At 72.6% G+C, this 18,147-nt stretch carries 14 protein-coding genes, 1 tRNA gene and 2 pseudogenes; 11 read left to right on the top strand and 6 right to left on the bottom strand.

Annotated elements, in window-relative coordinates; all coding sequences use genetic code 11:
- The 10 genes and pseudogenes from ACZ434_RS08500 to ACZ434_RS08455 all read left to right on the top strand — a co-directional run.
- Nucleotides 1-1,027: SCO3242 family prenyltransferase (locus tag ACZ434_RS08500; RefSeq protein WP_468453207.1), on the top strand; the 1,027-nt coding region annotated here is incomplete at its 5' end.
- Between the two features lie 92 nt (nt 1,028-1,119).
- Nucleotides 1,120-2,040 carry a sugar phosphate isomerase/epimerase family protein gene (locus ACZ434_RS08495; protein WP_468453686.1) on the top strand — a complete coding sequence of 307 codons (921 nt, stop codon included), beginning with the start codon at nt 1,120-1,122 and terminating at the stop codon, nt 2,038-2,040.
- Nucleotides 2,037-2,798, top strand: a complete 762-nt coding sequence (locus ACZ434_RS08490; RefSeq protein WP_468453205.1) for an EboA domain-containing protein — start codon at nt 2,037-2,039, stop codon at nt 2,796-2,798. Before ACZ434_RS08495 ends, ACZ434_RS08490 begins: the two co-directional genes overlap by 4 nt.
- Nucleotides 2,798-3,688 (top strand): TatD family hydrolase, encoded by an 891-nt coding sequence (locus ACZ434_RS08485; RefSeq protein ID WP_468453203.1) that lies wholly within the window; start codon nt 2,798-2,800, stop codon nt 3,686-3,688. Before ACZ434_RS08490 ends, ACZ434_RS08485 begins: the two co-directional genes overlap by 1 nt.
- A gap of 3 nt (nt 3,689-3,691) precedes the next feature.
- Nucleotides 3,692-4,861 carry a metabolite traffic protein EboE gene (eboE, locus tag ACZ434_RS08480; protein WP_468453201.1) on the top strand — a complete coding sequence of 390 codons (1,170 nt, stop codon included), beginning with the start codon at nt 3,692-3,694 and terminating at the stop codon, nt 4,859-4,861.
- A complete protein-coding gene (locus ACZ434_RS08475) occupies nt 4,858-6,237 on the top strand; it encodes a nucleotide pyrophosphatase/phosphodiesterase family protein (RefSeq protein WP_468453199.1) in 1,380 nt (459 codons plus the stop codon). Before eboE ends, ACZ434_RS08475 begins: the two co-directional genes overlap by 4 nt.
- A 115-nt stretch (nt 6,238-6,352) precedes the next feature.
- Nucleotides 6,353-7,567 (top strand): sugar phosphate isomerase/epimerase family protein, encoded by a 1,215-nt coding sequence (locus ACZ434_RS08470; protein WP_468453197.1) that lies wholly within the window; start codon nt 6,353-6,355, stop codon nt 7,565-7,567.
- A gap of 133 nt (nt 7,568-7,700) precedes the next feature.
- Nucleotides 7,701-7,785, top strand: a tRNA-Leu gene (locus tag ACZ434_RS08465).
- A gap of 490 nt (nt 7,786-8,275) precedes the next feature.
- Nucleotides 8,276-8,464: a hypothetical protein gene (locus ACZ434_RS08460; protein WP_468453195.1), complete on the top strand. Its 189-nt coding sequence runs from the start codon at nt 8,276-8,278 to the stop codon at nt 8,462-8,464.
- Between the two features lie 36 nt (nt 8,465-8,500).
- A pseudogene (locus ACZ434_RS08455) lies at nt 8,501-8,641 on the top strand (RNase A-like domain-containing protein); the annotation flags it as partial.
- Nucleotides 8,642-8,718: 77 nt separating this feature from the next.
- On the opposite strand, the pseudogene ACZ434_RS08450 reads toward ACZ434_RS08455, so the two are convergent.
- The 6 genes and pseudogenes from ACZ434_RS08450 to ACZ434_RS08425 all read right to left on the bottom strand — a co-directional run.
- Nucleotides 8,719-9,075 (bottom strand): annotated as a pseudogene (locus ACZ434_RS08450) (SAM-dependent methyltransferase); the annotation flags it as partial.
- 169 nt (nt 9,076-9,244) lie between these two features.
- Nucleotides 9,245-9,751: a hypothetical protein gene (locus tag ACZ434_RS08445; protein ID WP_468453193.1), complete on the bottom strand. Its 507-nt coding sequence runs from the start codon at nt 9,749-9,751 to the stop codon at nt 9,245-9,247.
- A gap of 171 nt (nt 9,752-9,922) precedes the next feature.
- Nucleotides 9,923-11,749, bottom strand: a complete 1,827-nt coding sequence (locus ACZ434_RS08440; protein WP_468453191.1) for an alpha/beta hydrolase — start codon at nt 11,747-11,749, stop codon at nt 9,923-9,925.
- Nucleotides 11,750-11,758: 9 nt separating this feature from the next.
- Nucleotides 11,759-12,226 carry a hypothetical protein gene (locus ACZ434_RS08435; RefSeq protein ID WP_468453189.1) on the bottom strand — a complete coding sequence of 156 codons (468 nt, stop codon included), beginning with the start codon at nt 12,224-12,226 and terminating at the stop codon, nt 11,759-11,761.
- Nucleotides 12,227-12,828: 602 nt separating this feature from the next.
- Complete coding sequence (locus ACZ434_RS08430) at nt 12,829-13,752, bottom strand: hypothetical protein (protein ID WP_468453187.1); 924 nt, start codon at nt 13,750-13,752, stop codon at nt 12,829-12,831.
- A gap of 10 nt (nt 13,753-13,762) precedes the next feature.
- Nucleotides 13,763-14,155 (bottom strand): hypothetical protein, encoded by a 393-nt coding sequence (locus ACZ434_RS08425; RefSeq protein WP_468453185.1) that lies wholly within the window; start codon nt 14,153-14,155, stop codon nt 13,763-13,765.
- 80 nt (nt 14,156-14,235) lie between these two features.
- Here ACZ434_RS08425 and ACZ434_RS08420 point away from each other — a divergent pair, with 80 nt between their 5' ends.
- Nucleotides 14,236-18,006, top strand: coding sequence for a CHAT domain-containing protein (locus ACZ434_RS08420; RefSeq protein WP_468453183.1), 3,771 nt, complete (start codon nt 14,236-14,238; stop codon nt 18,004-18,006).
- The last annotated feature ends 141 nt before the right edge of the window (nt 18,007-18,147 follow it).

Here is an 18,147-nt window from a genome sequence, read left to right as displayed (position 1 = left end):
CACGCCCACAACCGGACACGCACCACGGCGCCCGCCCGCGCAGCCGACCCGCGCAAACGCCTGGGCGGAACTACTGCGCCTGCCCGCCCTCTTCACCGTCCCCGGCGACGCCCTGGCCGGCGCGGCGGCGGCCGGCGCGCGCCCGGGTCCCCGCACCCTGCTCGCCATCGGCTCCTCCCTGTGCCTGTACGAGGCCGGCATGGCCCTGAACGACTGGGCGGACCGTGCCGAGGACGCCGCGGAGCGCCCGCACCGGCCGATTCCGTCCGGCAGGATCAAGCCGGCCACCGCCCTCACCGCGGCCGGTCTGCTCACCGGCGCCGGGCTGGCACTCGCCGCCGGTGCGGGACGCCCCGCCCTCGCGGTGGCAACCCCGCTCGCGGCGACCGTCTGGGCCTACGACCTGAAGCTCAAGCACACGCCCGCCGGCCCGATGGCCATGGCAGCCGCCCGCGGCCTGGACCTGCTCCTGGGCGCGGCGGCGACCGGCGCCGGCGTCCGGGCCGGCACCCGCGCCGGCACCCGCGCCGCGCTGCCCTCCGCCGCGCTGCTCGGCAGCCACACCCTCGCGGTCACGGCCGTCTCCCGCCGGGAGACCACCGGAGGCTCGGTGCTGGCCCCACTGGCGGCGCTCGCGACGACGGCGGCACTGACCCGGCTGGTCGGCCACCGCCCCACCCGACTCCCGGCAGGCCGACGGGCAGCAGCCGCCCCCGGCCTGCCGGGTTCCAACCCGCCCGGGAGCCCACCCGACGCCCCCGGCCTCCTGGCTCCCGCCCTGGCTCCTGCCCTGGCCGCCGCCTACGCCGCCACCGCCGCCCGCCCCTACGTCCACGCCGCGCTCAACCCCTCACCCCCGCTCACCCAACGCGCCGTCGGCGGCGGCATCCGCGCCACCGTCCCGCTCCAGGCCGCACTGGCCGCCCGCTCCGGCGCCACCGCCACGGCCCTGCTGATCGCGGCCCTCGCCCCGGCCGGCCGCATGTTCGCCAGACGGGCCGGCCTGAGGAAGGTGAGCATCACATGAACCCGAACGACCCCGACGGCGCCCCGCCCACGCACGCGAGCCGGAACGCGGGGACGGGCCCCGCCCGGAGCGCGAGCCGCGACACGAACCGGATGAACCGCTCCGCACCCACCCCCCTCCGCTTCGGCTACGGCACCAACGGTCTCGCCGACCTCCGTCTCGACGACGCCCTCGCCCTCCTCGCCGACCTCGGCTACGACGGCGTCGGTCTCACTCTCGACCACATGCACCTCGACCCCCTCGCCCCCGACCTCGCCGCCCGCACCCGCCGGGTCGTGCACCGACTCGACGAGCTGGGGCTCGGTGTCACGGTGGAGACGGGCGCCCGCTATGTGCTCGACCCCCGCCGCAAGCACGGCCCCTCGCTGCTGGACCCCGACCCGGACGACCGCGCCCGGCGCGTCGACCTCCTCCTCAAGGCGGTTCGCGTCGCCGCCGACCTCGGTGCGCACGCCGTGCACTGCTTCAGCGGCACCGTTCCCGAAGGCACCGACGAGGACACCGCCTGGAAACGCCTCGCCGAGACCCTCACCCCCGTCCTGGACGCCGCCGCCACCGCCGGCGTCCCCCTCGCCGTCGAACCCGAACCGGGCCACCTCCTCTCCACCCTCGCCGACTTCCACCACCTGCGCCGCACACTCGGCGACCCCGAACCCCTCGGCCTCACCCTGGACCTCGGCCACTGCCAGTGCCTCGAACCGCTCCCGCCCGCCGACTGCGTACGCGAGGCCGCCCCCTGGCTGCGGCACGTCCAGATCGAGGACATGCGCCGCGGCGTCCACGAACACCTCCCCTTCGGGGACGGCGAGATCGACTTCCCGCCCGTCCTCGCGGCCCTCGCCGCCACCGGATACCAGGGCCTGACCGTCGTCGAACTGCCCCGCCACTCCCACGCGGGCCCCCACTTCGCCGCCCATTCCCTCCCGTTCCTCCGCGAAGCCGCCCGGCAGACGGAGACCGTCCCACCGCACGGCGATCCCTCCGCCACCCCCGAAGGGAGCAGCACCCCATGACCCGCCCCCATGCCACCCCGGCCACCCCGGAGGCAGAGGCAGACACCACCGCACAACCGGCGGCCCCCGGTGACGGCACCACCCCCGCCCTCGCCCCGCCCGCCGAACTGCACCGCCGGCTCACCGGCCGGCTGGACGGAGCCGCCCGCGCCTGGCTCGACCAGGCCCTGGACGAGGCCACCGCACACCCCGGCACCCACGGGCCCATCTCCGTGTGGGAGCTGCGCCTGGCCGAGGCCGGCCGCCGCTGCGGCCCCGCCCACGCCGACGCCGCCCGCGTCCTGATCCTGTACGCGGCCCGCCCCGACGCCGACGCCCTCACCCGGGTCTACTTCCAGGGCACCGCCGACGAACGCCGCGCCGTCCTGCACGCCCTGCCGCACCTCCTCCCCGGCGACGACGCCCTCCCGCTCGTCGAGGACGCCCTGCGCACCAACGACACCCGGCTCGTCGCCGCCGCCCTCGGCCCCTACGGCGCCCGCCACCTGGACGCCCACGCCTGGCGGCACGCCGTACTGAAGTGCCTGTTCACGGGTGTCGCCCTCGACCAGGTGGCGGACCTGGCCCGGCGCGCCCGCGGCGACGGCGAACTCGCCCGCATGCTCGGCGACTACGCCGAGGAGCGCACCGCGGCCGGCCGCCCCGTCCCCGCGGACCTGCACCGCGTCCTGGCCCTGACCGACTCCGCCACCGCCATCGCCATCGCCCCCGCCCCCGAGACGCACGGCACGGACGACCCCCACGGCAAGGAGTCCTGATGCGCATCTTCGACCCCCACATCCACATGACGTCCCGCACCACCGACGACTACGAGGCCATGTACGCCGCGGGTGTCCGCGCCGTCGTCGAACCCGCCTTCTGGCTCGGCCAGCCCCGCACCTCCCCGGCCTCCTTCCTCGACTACTTCGACGGCCTCCTCGGCTGGGAACCCTTCCGCGCCGCCCAGTACGGCATCGCCCACCACTGCACCCTCGCCCTCAACCCGAAGGAGGCCAACGACCCGCGCTGCACACCCGTCCTCGACGAACTGCCCCGCTATCTCGTCAAGGACAACGTGGTGGCCGTCGGCGAGATCGGCTACGACTCCATGACCCCCGCCGAGGACACCGCCCTCGCCGCCCAGCTCCAGCTCGCCGCCGACCACGGCCTGCCCGCGCTGGTGCACACCCCGCACCGCGACAAGCTCGCCGGGCTGCGCCGCACCTTCGACGCCGTCCGCGAGTCCGCGCTGCCCATGGACCGCGTCCTGGTCGACCATCTCAACGAGACCACGGTCAAGGAGGCCAAGGACAGCGGCTGCTGGCTCGGCTTCTCCGTCTACCCGGACACCAAGATGGACGAGGAGCGGATGGTCGCGATCCTGCGCGCCCACGGCCCCGAGCGGGTCCTGGTGAACTCCGCCGCCGACTGGGGCAGGAGCGACCCGCTCAAGACCCGCAAGGTCGCCGACCTGATGCTCGCGGAGGGCTTCACCGACGACGACGTCGACCGGGTGCTGTGGCGCAACCCCGTCGCCTTCTACGGACTCAGCGGCCGCCTGCGCCTCGACGTCGCCGCCACGGACGCCACCCACGAGGGCAACTCCGTCCTGCGCGGCGCGCCGAAGGACGAGCCGCAGCCGGCCGGCGCCCCCGCCACGGAGGCGTGAACCATGCGCTTCAAGCACCCCGACGGCTCCACCCTCCACCTCGCCTACTGCACCAACGTGCACCCCGCCGAGACCCTCGACGGCGTCCTCGCCCAGCTCCGCGACCACTGCGAGCCCGTCCGCCGCCGCCTCGGCCGGGACAGGCTCGGCATCGGACTGTGGCTCGCCAAGGACGCCGCGCACGCCCTCTCCGCCGACCCCGCCGCCCTGCGCGGCCTGCGCTGCGAACTCGAACGGCGCGGCCTCGAGGTCGTCACCCTCAACGGCTTCCCCTACGAGGGCTTCGGCGCCGAGGAGGTCAAGTACCGCGTCTACAAGCCGGACTGGGCCGACCCCGAGCGCCTGGAACACACCGCGGCCCTCGCCCGGGTGCTCGCCGCGCTGCTCCCCGACGACGTCACCGACGGCAGCATCTCCACCCTGCCCCTCGCCTGGCGCACCGCCCACGACGCCCAGCGCGCGCAGACAGCCCGCACCGCCCTGCGCACCCTCGCCGACCGCCTCGACGCGCTCCAGGAACTGACCGGGCGCTCCATCCGCGTCGCCCTGGAACCCGAACCCGGCTGCGTCGTCGAAACCACCCGGGACGCCATCGCCCCGCTCACCGCGATCGGCCACGACCGCATCGGCATCTGCGTCGACACCTGCCACCTCGCCACCTCCTTCGAAGACCCGCACACCGCCCTGGACGACCTCACCCGGGCCGGCGTACCCGTGGTCAAGTCCCAGCTCTCCGCCGCCCTGCACGCCGAGCAGCCCCACCTCCCCGAGGTCCGCGAGGCGCTGGCCGCCTTCGCCGAACCCCGCTTCCTGCACCAGACCCGCACCTCCACCGCAGCCGGCCTGCGCGGCACCGACGACCTCGACGAGGCCCTGACCGGCGACGCCCTGCCCGACGCGGGCCCCTGGCGCTCCCACTTCCACGTCCCGCTGCACGCGGCCCCCGCCGCACCCCTCACCTCCACACTCCCCGTCCTGAGATCCGCCCTGACCGGCCTCGTCGGCGGCCCGCACCCGCTCACCCACCATCTCGAGGTGGAGACCTACACCTGGCAGGCCCTCCCGCCGGAGCTCCGCCCCCGCGGCCGCACCCAGCTCGCCGACGGCATCGCCGCCGAACTCACCCTCGCCCGCGACCTCCTGACGGACCTCGGCCTGAAGGAACTCCCATGAGCGACCCCACCCCCCTCCTCGTCATCGACGTCGTGGGCCTCACCCCCCGCCTCCTCGACCACATGCCCCACCTCACGTCGCTCGGGCAATCCGGCTCCCGCGCCCCGCTCGGCACCGTCCTGCCCGCCGTCACCTGCGCCGCCCAGTCCACCTTCCTCACCGGCACCCCGCCCTCCGAGCACGGCATCGTCGGCAACGGCTGGTACTTCCGCGAGCTCGGCGACGTACTGCTGTGGCGGCAGCACAACGGCCTCGTCGCCGGCGACAAGCTCTGGGACGCCGCCCGCCGCGCCCACCCCGGCTACACCGTCGCCAACATCTGCTGGTGGTACGCCATGGGCGCGGACACCGACATCACCGTCACCCCCCGCCCCGTCTACTACGCCGACGGCCGCAAGGAACCCGACTGCTACACCCGGCCGCCCGCCCTGCACGACGAACTCACCGAGAAGTTCGGCACGTTCCCCCTGTTCCACTTCTGGGGCCCCGGCGCCGACCTGGTCTCCAGCCGGTGGATCATCGACGCCACCCGCCACATCATGCGCACCCGCCACCCGGACCTCACCCTCTGCTACCTCCCGCACCTCGACTACGACCTGCAGCGCTTCGGCCCCGACGACCCGCGCTCCCTGAAAGCGGCCGCCGATCTGGACGCCGCCATGGCCCCACTCCTGGACGACGCCCGCGCCGAGGGACGTACCGTCGTCGCCCTCTCCGAGTACGGCATCACCCGCGTGAACCGGCCCGTGGACATCAACCGCGCCCTGCGCCGCGCCGGCCTCCTCGAGGTGCACACCCAGGACGGCATGGAGTACCTCGACCCGATGGCCTCCCGCGCCTTCGCGGTCGCCGACCACCAGCTCGCCCACGTCTACGTGCGCCGCCCCGAGGACCTCGACGCCACCCGCGCCGCCCTCGACGGACTGCCCGGCATCGAGCAACTCCTCGACGACGAGGGCAAGAAGGCCCACCACCTCGACCATCCGCGCGCCGGCGAACTCGTCGCCGTCGCCGAACCCGACGCCTGGTTCACGTACTACTACTGGCTCGACGACGCCCGCGCGCCCGACTTCGCGCAGCTCGTCGAGATCCACCGCAAACCCGGCTACGACCCGGTCGAACTGTTCATGGACCCCCTCGACCCCTACGTCAAGGTCAAGGCGGCCACCGCGCTGGCGCGCAAGAAGCTCGGCATGCGCTACCGCATGGCGGTCGTGCCCCTCGACCCCTCACCTATTCGGGGCAGCCACGGCCGCCTCCCCGCGAGCGACGACGACGGTCCGCTCCTCATCTGCTCCACCCCCCGCGCTGTCGGCGACCGCGTCGCGGCCACCGATGTGAAACAACTCCTGCTCCGGCTCGCCGGACTCGGCTGACACCGCACCCCGTACGGCCGCCGCATTCCGACTACCGAGAGTGAAACACACAGCACTGACAACGGCAGGTCTCGGCGGCCCCGGGGCCGCCCACGACCGAGAAGGCAGGCCACCCGTGACCCTCTACCCCGACCCTTCCCGCACCGAAGCCGCAACCGGATCCGCAACCGGATCCGCCACCCCGGACGAGAACCTGCGCCGCAGCCTCGGCGTGGCCCGGCGCCGCTTCCTCAGCACCTGCACCGCCGTGGCGGCCGGAGCCGTCGCCGCCCCCGTCTTCGGAGCGGCCCCCGCCCTGGCCCAGGACCGCGGCAGAGACCACGGCCACGGGCACGGCCACGGTCGCGGCCACGTACTCGTCCCGCCCCACAAGCGCGGCATCATCCTCTACACCGTCCGAGACGCCACCGTCCGCGACCCCCTCGCCGGCGACCTGCCCTCCGGCTTCCGCGAGGTGTTCAGGCAGCTGGCCCGCCACGGCTACCGCCAGGTGGAGTTCGCCGGCTACCGCCAGCACGCCAACGCGCCCGGCGGCGCCGACCTGGAATCCGTCGAGGGCGCCAGGCTGCTGCGCCGCTGGCTCGACGACTACGGCCTGCGCGCCCAGGGCAACCACGGCTTCATCCCGGGCTCCTGGCCGCTGACCACGGCCGACAAGGACGCCTTCAAGAAGCACCTGGAGATCGCCAACATCCTCGGCATGGACCACATGGGCACCGGCGGAGACCCCACCGGCAGCTCCTACCGCGCCGACTGGGACGTGGCCGCCGACAAGTGGAACGCCCTCGGCGCGATCGCCCGCCGCGAGGGCATCAAGCTCTACACCCACAACCACGACAGCGCCTACGGCTTCCTCCTCGACCGCGGCCCGCTCGACGACCAGGGACGGCCGACCCGCAGCTCCGGCATACGGAAGCTGGAGTACTTCCTGAAGATCACCGACCCGAAGCTCGTCTGGCTGGAGATGGACATCTTCTGGGCACACGTCGCCCAGTACAAGTTCCACACGTACACCGCCCCCGACGGCTCCACCCGCAGAAGCGTCTTCGACCCGGCCGGCCTGGTCGCCCGCCACAACAAGCGCTACCCGCTCTTCCACGCCAAGGACGGCGTCGTCGACACCACCAACGGCATGGGCTACGACATGGTGCCCTTCGGCACCGGCGACATCGACTACACGACGTTCTTCTCCCGGGTCGGGCAGAGCAACTACCGCAACCCGATGGTCGAGGACGACAACGCCCCGAGCGCCACCGACCCCGCACAGTCACTGCGCGAGGCCAAGATCAGCTACGACAACATGGCGGCCCTGCGCAAGCGCCGCTGCTGACGGACCCACCGCCCACGGTGTCCTCCCGGCCGCCACCCGGGGCACGGAAACGCAGGTGAAAGGCACTGCGAAACCTTGGTATGGTTGTCCATGTCGCCGCGGGGAACACCCCCGGTCAGGCGGCGGACACCTTGTCCGGGTGGCGGAATGGCAGACGCGCTAGCTTGAGGTGCTAGTGCCCTTTATCGGGCGTGGGGGTTCAAGTCCCCCCTCGGACACTCACCATCAAAGAGACGTGTACAGAGGACCCGGGCCGATGCGGCCGCGGGTCCTCTTCACATTCCGGGCGTCTTCCGAGGATGCCGACGAAGCGGTCGAGGCCAACCTCAAGGACGGCGTCGGCATGGACGCCGTCAAGGGCGGCCTGGTCAACGGCCTGGGCAAGAGTTTTGCGAACGGTGCGTCCCAGCTGGGCCAGGGCACCGTCCTGAACGCGATCGTGGGGATAAGGGCGCTCAACGAATTCAGGACCGAGCATCGGGGGGCTGTCGGCGCTGTGACCGATCCGTCCGACAAGAGAAGGCGAACCATGACCCAAGTCACGTGGGAAGACGCCGTTCTGCGGCTGCTGGATGACGTGTACACCTTCGCTGCAACCGGTCCGAGGACCCTCGCCGGCTGGCGAAGGGACGCGCTGGTGGTGATGGCGAATGGGGGCCGGTCGGAACGGAGGAACAGACCAGGGCAGCACTCGCTGACGCCCGAACTGTGCTCGACCGGTACGGAGATCGAATCTCCTGCTACAGCAACGTCTCCGAAGCGAGGGAAACCCCGTCACCGGATCTCACGAACGGGGTTACCGGCTGGAACCCTCTCACCGAGTTCATCGGCGACTTCGGGTTCATCGTCGTCTCATCGGAAGAGGTCGGCGTCTTCTGGTCGTTCGATGCCAGGTGAGGGGCCCACTGTGATGCGTATCCCAAGCGCGCCCGTCCCGGCCGCGAGACGGCTCAATGGGCCACCCAGCAGGTCATTCACCGTTGGCCGGCGCGACCCACGAGGTCACGACCGACCATCGAGGCTTCCTCGCCCTCCCGGCCCGAGCCCGTCGGGCAGGTACTCCTCCAGGCGATGAATGGCGCACTCCCCGTTCCCCGTCGTCGCCGACTGGCGGTCCCGCCGCCGGCCGCGCCCGTGACTCGCTGGGAGTGGTGGGTACGGACGCTTTCGGGGTCGCGTGCGTCGGCTCGGACGCCCCGGGTCAGGTCGTTCCGCTCCAGCAGCGCACAGCCGTGGACCAGTACCTGGGGTCGACGGTCGGCAGGCCACTGCCCAGGTCGATGAACTGCCGCACGTCGGTGGTCGTCACGATCTGAGTGACCGCCCGCGTCAGGGCCGCGCGGTTGGCGAAGGCGATGGCCACCGAACCGGGGAGGTCCGCAGGAACACGTCGCCGACGTCCCGGCCCACGGCGTAGGCGTCCTTGCCGCCGAGCAGGTAGTCGTAGACGCGGGCGAGCTGGGCCTGGTGGAGTCGATGGAGGAGTCTTCAACCATCATGGCGGCCATTTCTTCCCGCGCCGCCGCCTGCGCACTGGCCTTCGGCAACCCCGAACGGACGGCTTCCGCGGCCGTGCGGGGAGGTGAGCCGGACGCCACCGCCACCGTCCTCACTGTCCGGCCTTGGCACCGGCCGCTGGGCGACCCGCCTCCGAGGGCCCGGCTCGTCCCCGCGGTGTCAGAAGTGGTCGACCGTCTCTCCCTCGGGCACCTGGTAGCAGCCGGACGTGACGTTGATCCCGAGGCTCGGTTTCGCGTCCTTGGAGTACTGGACGACCCAGACGCTGACCTTCTTCGCGTCGTTGTCGGCGATCAGGTTGAGCGCCTCGTTGGGGCTGTTGTCGTGGTACAGCTTCTTGGTCACCCAGTCGCCCGTGTCCAGCTTCTTCTTCAGGTTCTCCATCGCCACGTTGAGGTCTTCGGGCTTGGACGGCGCGAAGTTCCAGGGGTGGTAGACGGTGAAGTACGTGTCCGGGTCCTTGCCTGCGCACTCCTTGACGCCGGGGCCGGGCTCGGACGCCTTGCCGGGGACACCGGCGAACCGGTAGATCTCGCTGGACACCTCCTTCACGGCGGCGACCGCGTCATCGGTCGTTGCCGTGCCCGCGTCGGGAAGGCTCGTACGGGCCTCCTGGGAGTCGCCGGCGGTGTTGTCGGGGGAATCGCTGCTGTCGTTGTCGGTCATGCCACATCCGCTGAGGAGAAGTCCGGTCAGGACGAGGGCCAGGGGCAGGGTCCGGGGCAAGCCGCCCCGGTGGTGGCGCGGGGCCTGTACGGGGCGTGGTCCGTAGAACATGGGATTCCAAGATCTTCGTCGAGTGGGCGATGGAACGGCGCTCGACACCGTCATACCGTCCTATTCGGGAGTGGTTACGTAGCCGTACTTGCCGACCACAACCAGCGCCTGGTTCTTCAACGCCGTCGTGCCCTGGTCCCAGTATTGGCTGTGGCCCGTGGCCCCGGTGGTTCCCGTGGGACCGCTTCCCTCCGGGCCGGTGTTCATCTGGTTCGCGCCGAAGGCCTCCTCGTCGCTGGGAATCAGGAAGACACCGCCGCCGAGGCTCCAGTTGCTGCCGCCGTGGCCCCAACGGCCGATGTCGGGCACGGGGTCGTCGTCGGCCTCCTGGTTCCAGACGTGCCCCTTCGGGACGTCCATCTCGTCGGCGTGGCCGACCTTGACGCCGGGACTTCCGGCGAAGATCACATCGTCGGCGTTGAGGGTTCCGGTCTCGGCGGCGGCTCCGATGAGGGTGGTGCCGTACGAGTGGCCGATGGCGGTGCGGTGCGGTTCCCCGGGGCCGGAGTGGGAAGCGTCGAGGCCGTCCATGAACTGCCGGTACGCCGGTGCGCCGTCGTAGGCGTAGTGCTCGAAGGGGGCGTCCTTGACGATCGACTGGGGCGCGTCGTAGCCGAGCCAGGTGATGGTCGAGACGGAGGCATCGGGTGACGCCTGGTTGGTCTGGCGCCACAGTTCGGTCATCCGGTTGATGTCACCCCCGACCTTCTCCAGGTTCGAGGTGGTGCCGGGTACGTACACCGCCTGGTGCTGGGCGGTGTCGGGGTTGCCGGTCGCGACGATGGCCCTGCCGTTCCCTTCCGGGTCGAAGCCGAGCAGGTAGGCCTCGGGAAGTCCCTCTTTGCCCGTCTCGTCGAAACGGCCCTGGATGGCGTTCATGCCCTTGAGGGATGCGGTGAGGCGGCGGTACTCGTCACCGTGCTGCCGGTTCCACGCCATCCATTCGTCCGTGTGCACCTTGGACGGGTACGGGCCCGCCGTGATCCACGTCCACTCGTTGGCGGGCGGTTTCGGGATCGAGTTGAGCCTGAGCTGGTACTCGGAGCGCTTCTCCTCGAACACCACCCGGTTCGCCTCGTCCCTGACCTCGGCCGGCAGGCCGTCCAGCCTCCCCACGAGCTCGGGGTGGGTGGCGAGGTACGCCTCGCGCTCCTCAAGGGCGAGCCCCCTCCACCAGTCCGCATTCTGCTGAGGAGTGGCGTTCTGCGGCGGTCCCCCGATGGACGCCAGGTACTCCTTGCCCGCCTCGCGGACACCGCCCATGTCCGACTGGGCGTCCCGTAGATCCTCGTGGGACACGGTCAAGTCGTCGTCGGCCTTCAGTGCGCGGATCTTCGGTGCCCACTTGGTGTCGGCCTCCGTCGCCTCCTTGAGGGCCTGGGCGACACGGTCCGCGATGGCCAGGGCCCTGGCGTGGTGGGGGTTGGGATCGACGTTCGCGGCCTGGCGAGCCACAGCCTGAGCCGTCGGATCGGAGACGCTGCCGACCGTGCCGCCCTTGGCCGGCGACCCGGATCCCTCCGTCGGCCCGCCTTCCGGATAGGTGACGCTGCCGTTCGCGTTGACGGTGAACTTCGCCGCCTCCGCGTCGTCGAGCGCGGACAGGAGTTTCTTCCGGGCGGCGTCCAGTTCGTGTGCGAATCCGTTCAGCGCCGTGCTGATCAGGCCGCATTCGATCTGTGAGTAGTGGAAGTTGGCCGAAAGCTTCCGCAGCTCTCCGATGGCCGCGTCCAGCGACTCGCCCTTGAGGGACTTACGCATGCCGGGGACGACGACACGGTCGATCTGGTCCTTGGCCGCGTCGGCCATGTCACCTGCGGCACGGTAGCCATCGGCGGCCTCCTCGAATTCGGAGGGCTTCAGCCTTTTGAGGGTCGCGAGGTCCATGGTGGTCCGTCACCGCCCCGGGGTCTGACCGCCCAGGGCGGGCGTGTCCGCGAACCGGGTGTCGATGGCGCCGAGCGCCGACCGTACGGCCTCGTCCGTCAACAGCAGGTCGTGCCCGATCTGTTCGAAGACCTTCTTGACCCTGTCACAGCGGTCGTCGACGCCCTTGAGGTAGGAGGCCCAGGAACCGTGGACCTCCTTCTGCGCCGCGGCCGACAGGCATCCGGCCGTGTCGCCCAGTCCCTGCTGCCCGTCCTGCAGCTTCTTCACGGCCTTGTCGACGTCGCCCCCCAGCCCGCCGATGTCCTCCCCGGCCTTGTTCCACGCCTTCTTGCTGGAGACGAGCCCTTTGGTGACGCTGCTGGTGGGTATGGAGGCACCCGGTTCGTCACCCGGCGGAAGCTGGTTGAGCTGCACCTGCGTCCCGTGCTGCTGAGCGGCTTCCTGCTTGAGCTGCTCCCACTCGTCCCATGCCATGCGTCGTCCTTCCCCGTTCGCCTCCGGCCTTCCGCGGCGCCCGGGTAGCTTATCCAGGAGATCGTCGGCCCTCGTCGGCTGCTTTCCGTCAGGGCGTTGCTGCAGAGACCAGGGGACAGGAACGCCGCGTGGAATCCGTCCGCCCGCTCGGTCCTGACCGAGTACATCTGCTCCGTCCGGATCGGCCGCCGGGGGCTGTGGCGGGAAGCGGGCCGACGCCACTGCGCGAGCAAGTGAGACGAGATCGCCGGTGATCCCGTCGCGGGGGACGGCGGGGAAGCCGCAGGTGGCGGTCGTTCGGTCGTAGGGGTCCCGGCCCGGTGCCCGGCGAGGCCGTCGCGGACGACCAGGTCCGGGGCGAACCCGCAAGTGGCCCAGGGGCGGCGCGGACGCGGGTGGACAGGTCCTCGTCGACCTCGACGGAGGTCAGCGCGTCGTCGCCGAGCCGGTGACACAGCCGGGCCGCGACGTATCCGGTGCCGTGCCGATGTCCAGGACCCGGTGGCCGACCGCTCCCTCGAGGGCCCCGGGCATGCCCATCGCCTGATCGGACGTCGGTACCATCTGGTCGGATTCCCGGACCGGCCGTACGGCTCCCGCCGTCACTCGGCTTTCCTGAACAGCGCCGACATGTCGTCTCCCGTGTCCTGGGTCAGCCGTCCCGGTGCCTCGGGGGGCAACAGTCCGATCCGGGTGGCCAGCTCGCGGCCGTGCACGTCCACGGCGGCCTCGATGAGTCCCGCGAGGGCGTCCAGGGCGCTGCGGGCGCGCGAGCGGGCGACGACCGCGCAGCCGATGGCGGCCGCCGCAGCGGGCCACCACCAGCAGGCGAGCAGGGCATAGCCGACGGCCCAGGCGGCGAGGCGGGCGGCGGCGCCGAAGGAGTCGTGCGCCGACTGGATCCGGCCCACGGCGGGTTCGGGGAGGATCAGCCACAACCGGGGCCACAGGACGGCGAGGTCCACACCGTAGGCGGCCTCGACGCGATCGGCCGCCGCCTGCATGCGGTCGCCGTACCAGGTGGGGCGGGACGGTTCGCGCAGCGCGATGCGGTCGCGGGCCTCGGTCAGGGCCAGGACCCGCGCCAGAGCCTCCGCGCCCGCCCCCGCAGCATCGGGTCCGGTACCCGCGCGGTGGGCGTGCTCGACGGCCACGGTGAGCTCCGCGTCCCGCTGCCGCCACCGACGGGCCCGGCGCGCCGTCCTGACACGCGAGTACCGGTCCCGGCCGAAGCGCAGCCGCCACCGCTCGATCCCGCTGCCGACGAACTGCGCGCCGAGCGAGGCCCCGGTCGCGGTGAGCAGGACGAGGGCGACCAGGAGCGCGGCGGTGCCGGTGCGGTCCACGGCCGGGCGGGCGGCGAGGTCGTCAAGGGTGGTGCGCAGCCGGTCGACGTCGTGCCAGTGGTGGTGTCCCAGGACGGCGCCGACGGCGGTCGTGGCGAGGAACAGGGCACCGGGGAGGACCAGCGAGTTCAGCCAGCGTTCGGTGAGTTTGCCGCCAAGGGTGGCGAGGAGGGGGTTCATGGGCGCGGGGTCACGGTGCCGAGCCCAGCCGGCTCTTGCGCATACGGGTGCCGTGCACGGCGCAGAACGGTGCGGGGAGCAGGTCGCGGGCCCGTTCCACGCGGGCGCAGACGGGCGACTCGGGGCAGACGGCGACCTTGACGTGAGGCGCGATGCCGGGAGCCGTGACGCCCCGGGACGCGCCGACCAGCCCGCGCGCGTCCCCGTTCCGGCGCAGCGCCGTGTCCAGGGCGCGGTAGCAGGCCGCGAGTTCGTCGGCGTCCGCACCCGACCGCAGCAGGTCGCGCGCCCGCTCGGCCGCCTCCCCGACCCCGGGCTGCCGCAGATCCTCGGGCGAGCCGAGCAAGGCGCACAGCGCCGCTGCCGCCCTGTCGGGTCGGGGTAGGTAAGGAGATGCGGTCATGGTTCAAGTGTGCCGCAATAAAGAAGAGTTGAGAGCCTCTTCGAGGTGTCGGTGAACCTCTGCGGTGGGGGAGTGACGGGATGGCGTACGACCGGGATGGATATCTGAGAGCGCTCCACGCGCGCCTCGACCGGGCCGTGAAGGCGGACGGGGGAACGGGCACGGAGGTGGTGGCGTGCCCCGGAGCGGACGCCGAACTCCGGGGTCTGCTGAGGACCGCCGACCCGAGGACGGACATGGAGGCTCGGCACGCGGTCGGCTGGCTCTGCTTCCTGCGTGCGGCGGCCGGCCCCGCGGAGCACGCAGGTGTGTACGGGGCGATGGCCGGGGCGCTGCTCTTCCCGGTATGGGTCGCCGATCCGGCGTCGGTCCCACCGGAGTTGGCGGCACCCTACGCGGCCACCGACCCGGCCGAACACCCCGACCCGACGGGCGCGGACGGCCCTTCCGAGTGGTCGGCCCTGTGCACCGCCGCCGTGATCGCGGCGGAGGGCCGGCAGCACACCCCGCCGCCGGACGCGTCCGAAGACGTCCTGCGGCTCCACCGGATGGCCGTGGTGGTGGCCGCGCCGGCCCTCTCCCGTGAGCACCTTCTTGCGCAGGCCGTCGGAAGCGGCAGCCTCGCCGTCCTCGCGACCTGGGAATACGACCACTGGTTCGCCGACCGGCTCGAAGCGGCGGCCCGTGCCGTGGCCCTCGCCGGGACGACCTGGCCGTTCGGGGACCTCGCGGACGGGGACCCGGTCCGGTTCATCCACCGCGCGGTCAAGGGGGCCCCGGCCGCTTCCCCCGCACGGCTCCTCGCCCTGGACGGCCTGGGCCGCCGGCTCCTGGATCGCTACCAGACGTCGTTCGACACCGAGGACCTGCGCGATGCGGTGGGCATCGCCCGTGACGTGGCGGCCCAGCTCCCGCCGGGGCACCCGCACCTGGCTCACGGACACGGCGCGCTGGGACGCGCCCTGCTGATGTTGCGGATGGCGGAGGGGGCGACGGCGGAGGAGTGCGACGAAGTGGTGGACCTGTGTCGCCGGGGATTCCCCGTCCAGCAGCAGGGACCTGCGGTGGCGGGCCACGACCTGGGCATGGCGCTCACCCTGAGGTCGCAGCACACCGGCCGGGTGGAGGACCTGGACGAGGCGGCCCACGTGTTGGACGAGGCGCTCCGGGTGGCGCGGCATCCAGGGGAGAGAGCAGCCCTGCGCAACGCACTCGGCAACGTGCTGCGCTCCCGCTCCGTCAGAACCGGAGCCCAGGACGATCTGCAGGCGGCACTGGACCTCGCCGGCCGCACCACCGCGTCCGGGAGTACGACGGGTGCCCCGCAGCCGGCCCTCCTTGCCCCGGCGTTGGCCCTGTACACCCGCTACACACGCGATCCGGCGAGGAACGGGGCGGACCTGGACGAGGTGCTGCGCCGCATCCGGGAGACCGTGGCGTCCCTGCCGCCGGCCCACCCGGACCGCCCTTCGACACTCAGCTACCTTGGCCTGGTGCTGCTGGCCTGCCACGAACGCTCGGGGAGGGTGGAGGAGCTGAACGCGGCGGTGGAGGCCCATCGGGAGGCGGTCGCACTCACCCCCGAGGGCCACGGAGTGCTCGGGCTGCGGCTGCTTAACCTCAGTGCGGCGTTGAATCTGCGTCACCGCCTGACCGAGGACGGCGAGGACCTGGAGGAAGCCCGGGAATGCCGCCGCCGCGCCACCACGCTGCCCGGCCTGGGTCAAGCCCATGATGCCGTGTTGCTCAGCTCGATGGGGATCGGCCTGTTGACGGGCCACGAGCGCGCCGCCGACCCAGTCGCCCAACTCGAGGAGGCCGTGGAGCTCTTCCGCCAGGCTCTGGCACTGACGCCGGAGGGCGATCCCCAGGTGCCCCGTCGGCGGTTCCGCCTCGCCGTCGCCCTGGTGACGCTCCACCGGCGGACGCCGCGGCCCGGCGCGGTCCGTGAGGCACGGGAGCTGGCCGACGCCGTGATCGCGGCACTGCCCGCGAACTCGCCCGACCTGCCGCGCGCCCTGGTGGTGGCCGCAGCCGCGCGGAGGGAGAGCCCGCGCACCCTGCTGTCGTCGGCCGCCCGGCGCGAGGTGGTCGCGCTGCACCGCCGGGCGGTCGAGGCCACACCACCAGGCGACCCCAAGCGCACGTTCCGCCTGGGCGCCCTTGGCACGACCCTGTACGAGCTGGCCCTGGACCGGCGCCGCCGCCGGGCGGACCTGGCCGAGGCCGCCGAGGTCCTCAGGGAGGCGGCCCTGCAACAGCAGTGTGCGCCCTCCGAGCGGCTGCACGCGGCACGGGCCTGGGGCGAGGTCCGGGCGGAGCTGGGCGACTGGGACGGCGCCCTGGACGGCTTCGTGGTGGCGGTCGATCTGCTGCACTCCGTGGCTCCCCGCGAGCTTGTCCGCGACGACCAGGAGTTCCTGCTGAGCCGCACCGTCGGTCTGGGCGCCGCCGCCGCTGCCTGCGCGGTGCGCTGCGGCCGCCCCGGGCTCGCGGTCGGCCTGCTCGAGCACGCGAGGGGCGTGATCCTCTCCCACGCCTTCGACGCCGACAGCGACCTCACCCGGCTCCGGGAGACCGCCCCGGACCTCGCCGTCCGCTTCGAGGAGCTCCGGGACGCCCTTGACACGGCCACCGCCGGCGAAGAATTGCCGGAAGAGGGATCGCCCGGCCGGAGATCACGGGCCGATCAGCGCCGGCGCCTGGCCGCGGAGTGGCGGGACCTCACCGACCGGATCCGCGCCGAACACCCCGAACTGGGCCTGCTGCGCCCGGTACGGGACTGGGACGAACGCGAGCTGCGCGCGACGGCCGCGGCGGGCCCGGTGGTCCTGGTCAACGTCTCCCCGTACGGCAGCGACGCCCTGGTCGTCACCGAACACGCCATCGAGGCCGTACCGCTCCCCGGGCTCGCCCCGGAGACGACGGCCCAGCGCCGACGGACTTTCGAGGACGCGCTGGTCCGCATCGAGACGCCCGGAACCTCACGCAGACAGTCCCGGCGCGCGCAGCAGGACATACGGGAAACCCTCGCCTGGCTCTGGCAGACGGTCACCGGCCCGGTCCTCGACCGCCTGCCCGGGGCCACCCGCGTGTGGTGGTCGCCCGGCGGCCTGCTGGGCACGCTGCCCGTGCACGCGGCGGCCCCCGCCGACGGCTCTCCCGGCGCCCTGGACACGGTGGTCTCTTCCTACACGCCGACGCTGCGGGCCCTGCACCACGCCCGCCGGCGCGTGGTCCGCCCGACGGGCACCGGCACCCTGGTCGTCAGTGTCGCGGAGGCCACCGGCCAGGCCCCGCTGCCGGGCGCCCGCCACGAAGCCGAGCACCTGGCACGACTGCTCCCCGGAGCCGCGCTGCTGGCGGACACCTCCGCCACGCGCTCCGCGGTCGCCTCCGCCCTGCGCCGCCACGCCTACGCGCACTTCGCGTGCCACGCCCTGGGCGACCTGGAGCGCCCGTCGGGCAGCCGGCTCGTTCTGCACGACCACACCGAACATCCGCTGACCGTCCGCGACCTGGCCCGGCTCCGGCTCCCGTCGGTCCGGCTCGCCTACCTCTCCGCCTGCGCCACCCTGCACACCAGCCCCGAACTCGCCGACGAGGCCGTCCACATCGTCAGCGCCTTCCAGATGGCGGGCTTCCCCCATGTGGTCGGCTCGCTGTGGCACGTCGACGATGCGATCGGGGCGGAGGTCGCGCTCAGCGTGTACGAGGAATTGAACACGGGCGACGGCACACTCGACGTCGCCCGCACGGCCGAGGCCCTGCACCTGGCCGTACGCACCCTGCGCGACACGTACCCGGGGACCCCGAGCCTGTGGGCGTGCCAGGTGCACGCGGGTCCGTAGCCGGGTGAAGGCCATCGCGAACTCGGTGCAGGGCATGGGGAGGACGGAGGGCAGCCGGGGCTGCTGCGGGGAGGGACTGTGCATGACCGCCGGCGTGGTGACTGCGACGGGCGGGTCAGCAGCGACGCCTGTATGGGAGGG

It is taken from the genome of Streptomyces sp. NPDC030893 (assembly GCF_055571535.1).
The sequence above is the reverse complement of the archived record's forward strand: the minus strand, read 5'-3'. Positions and strand labels throughout refer to the sequence as shown.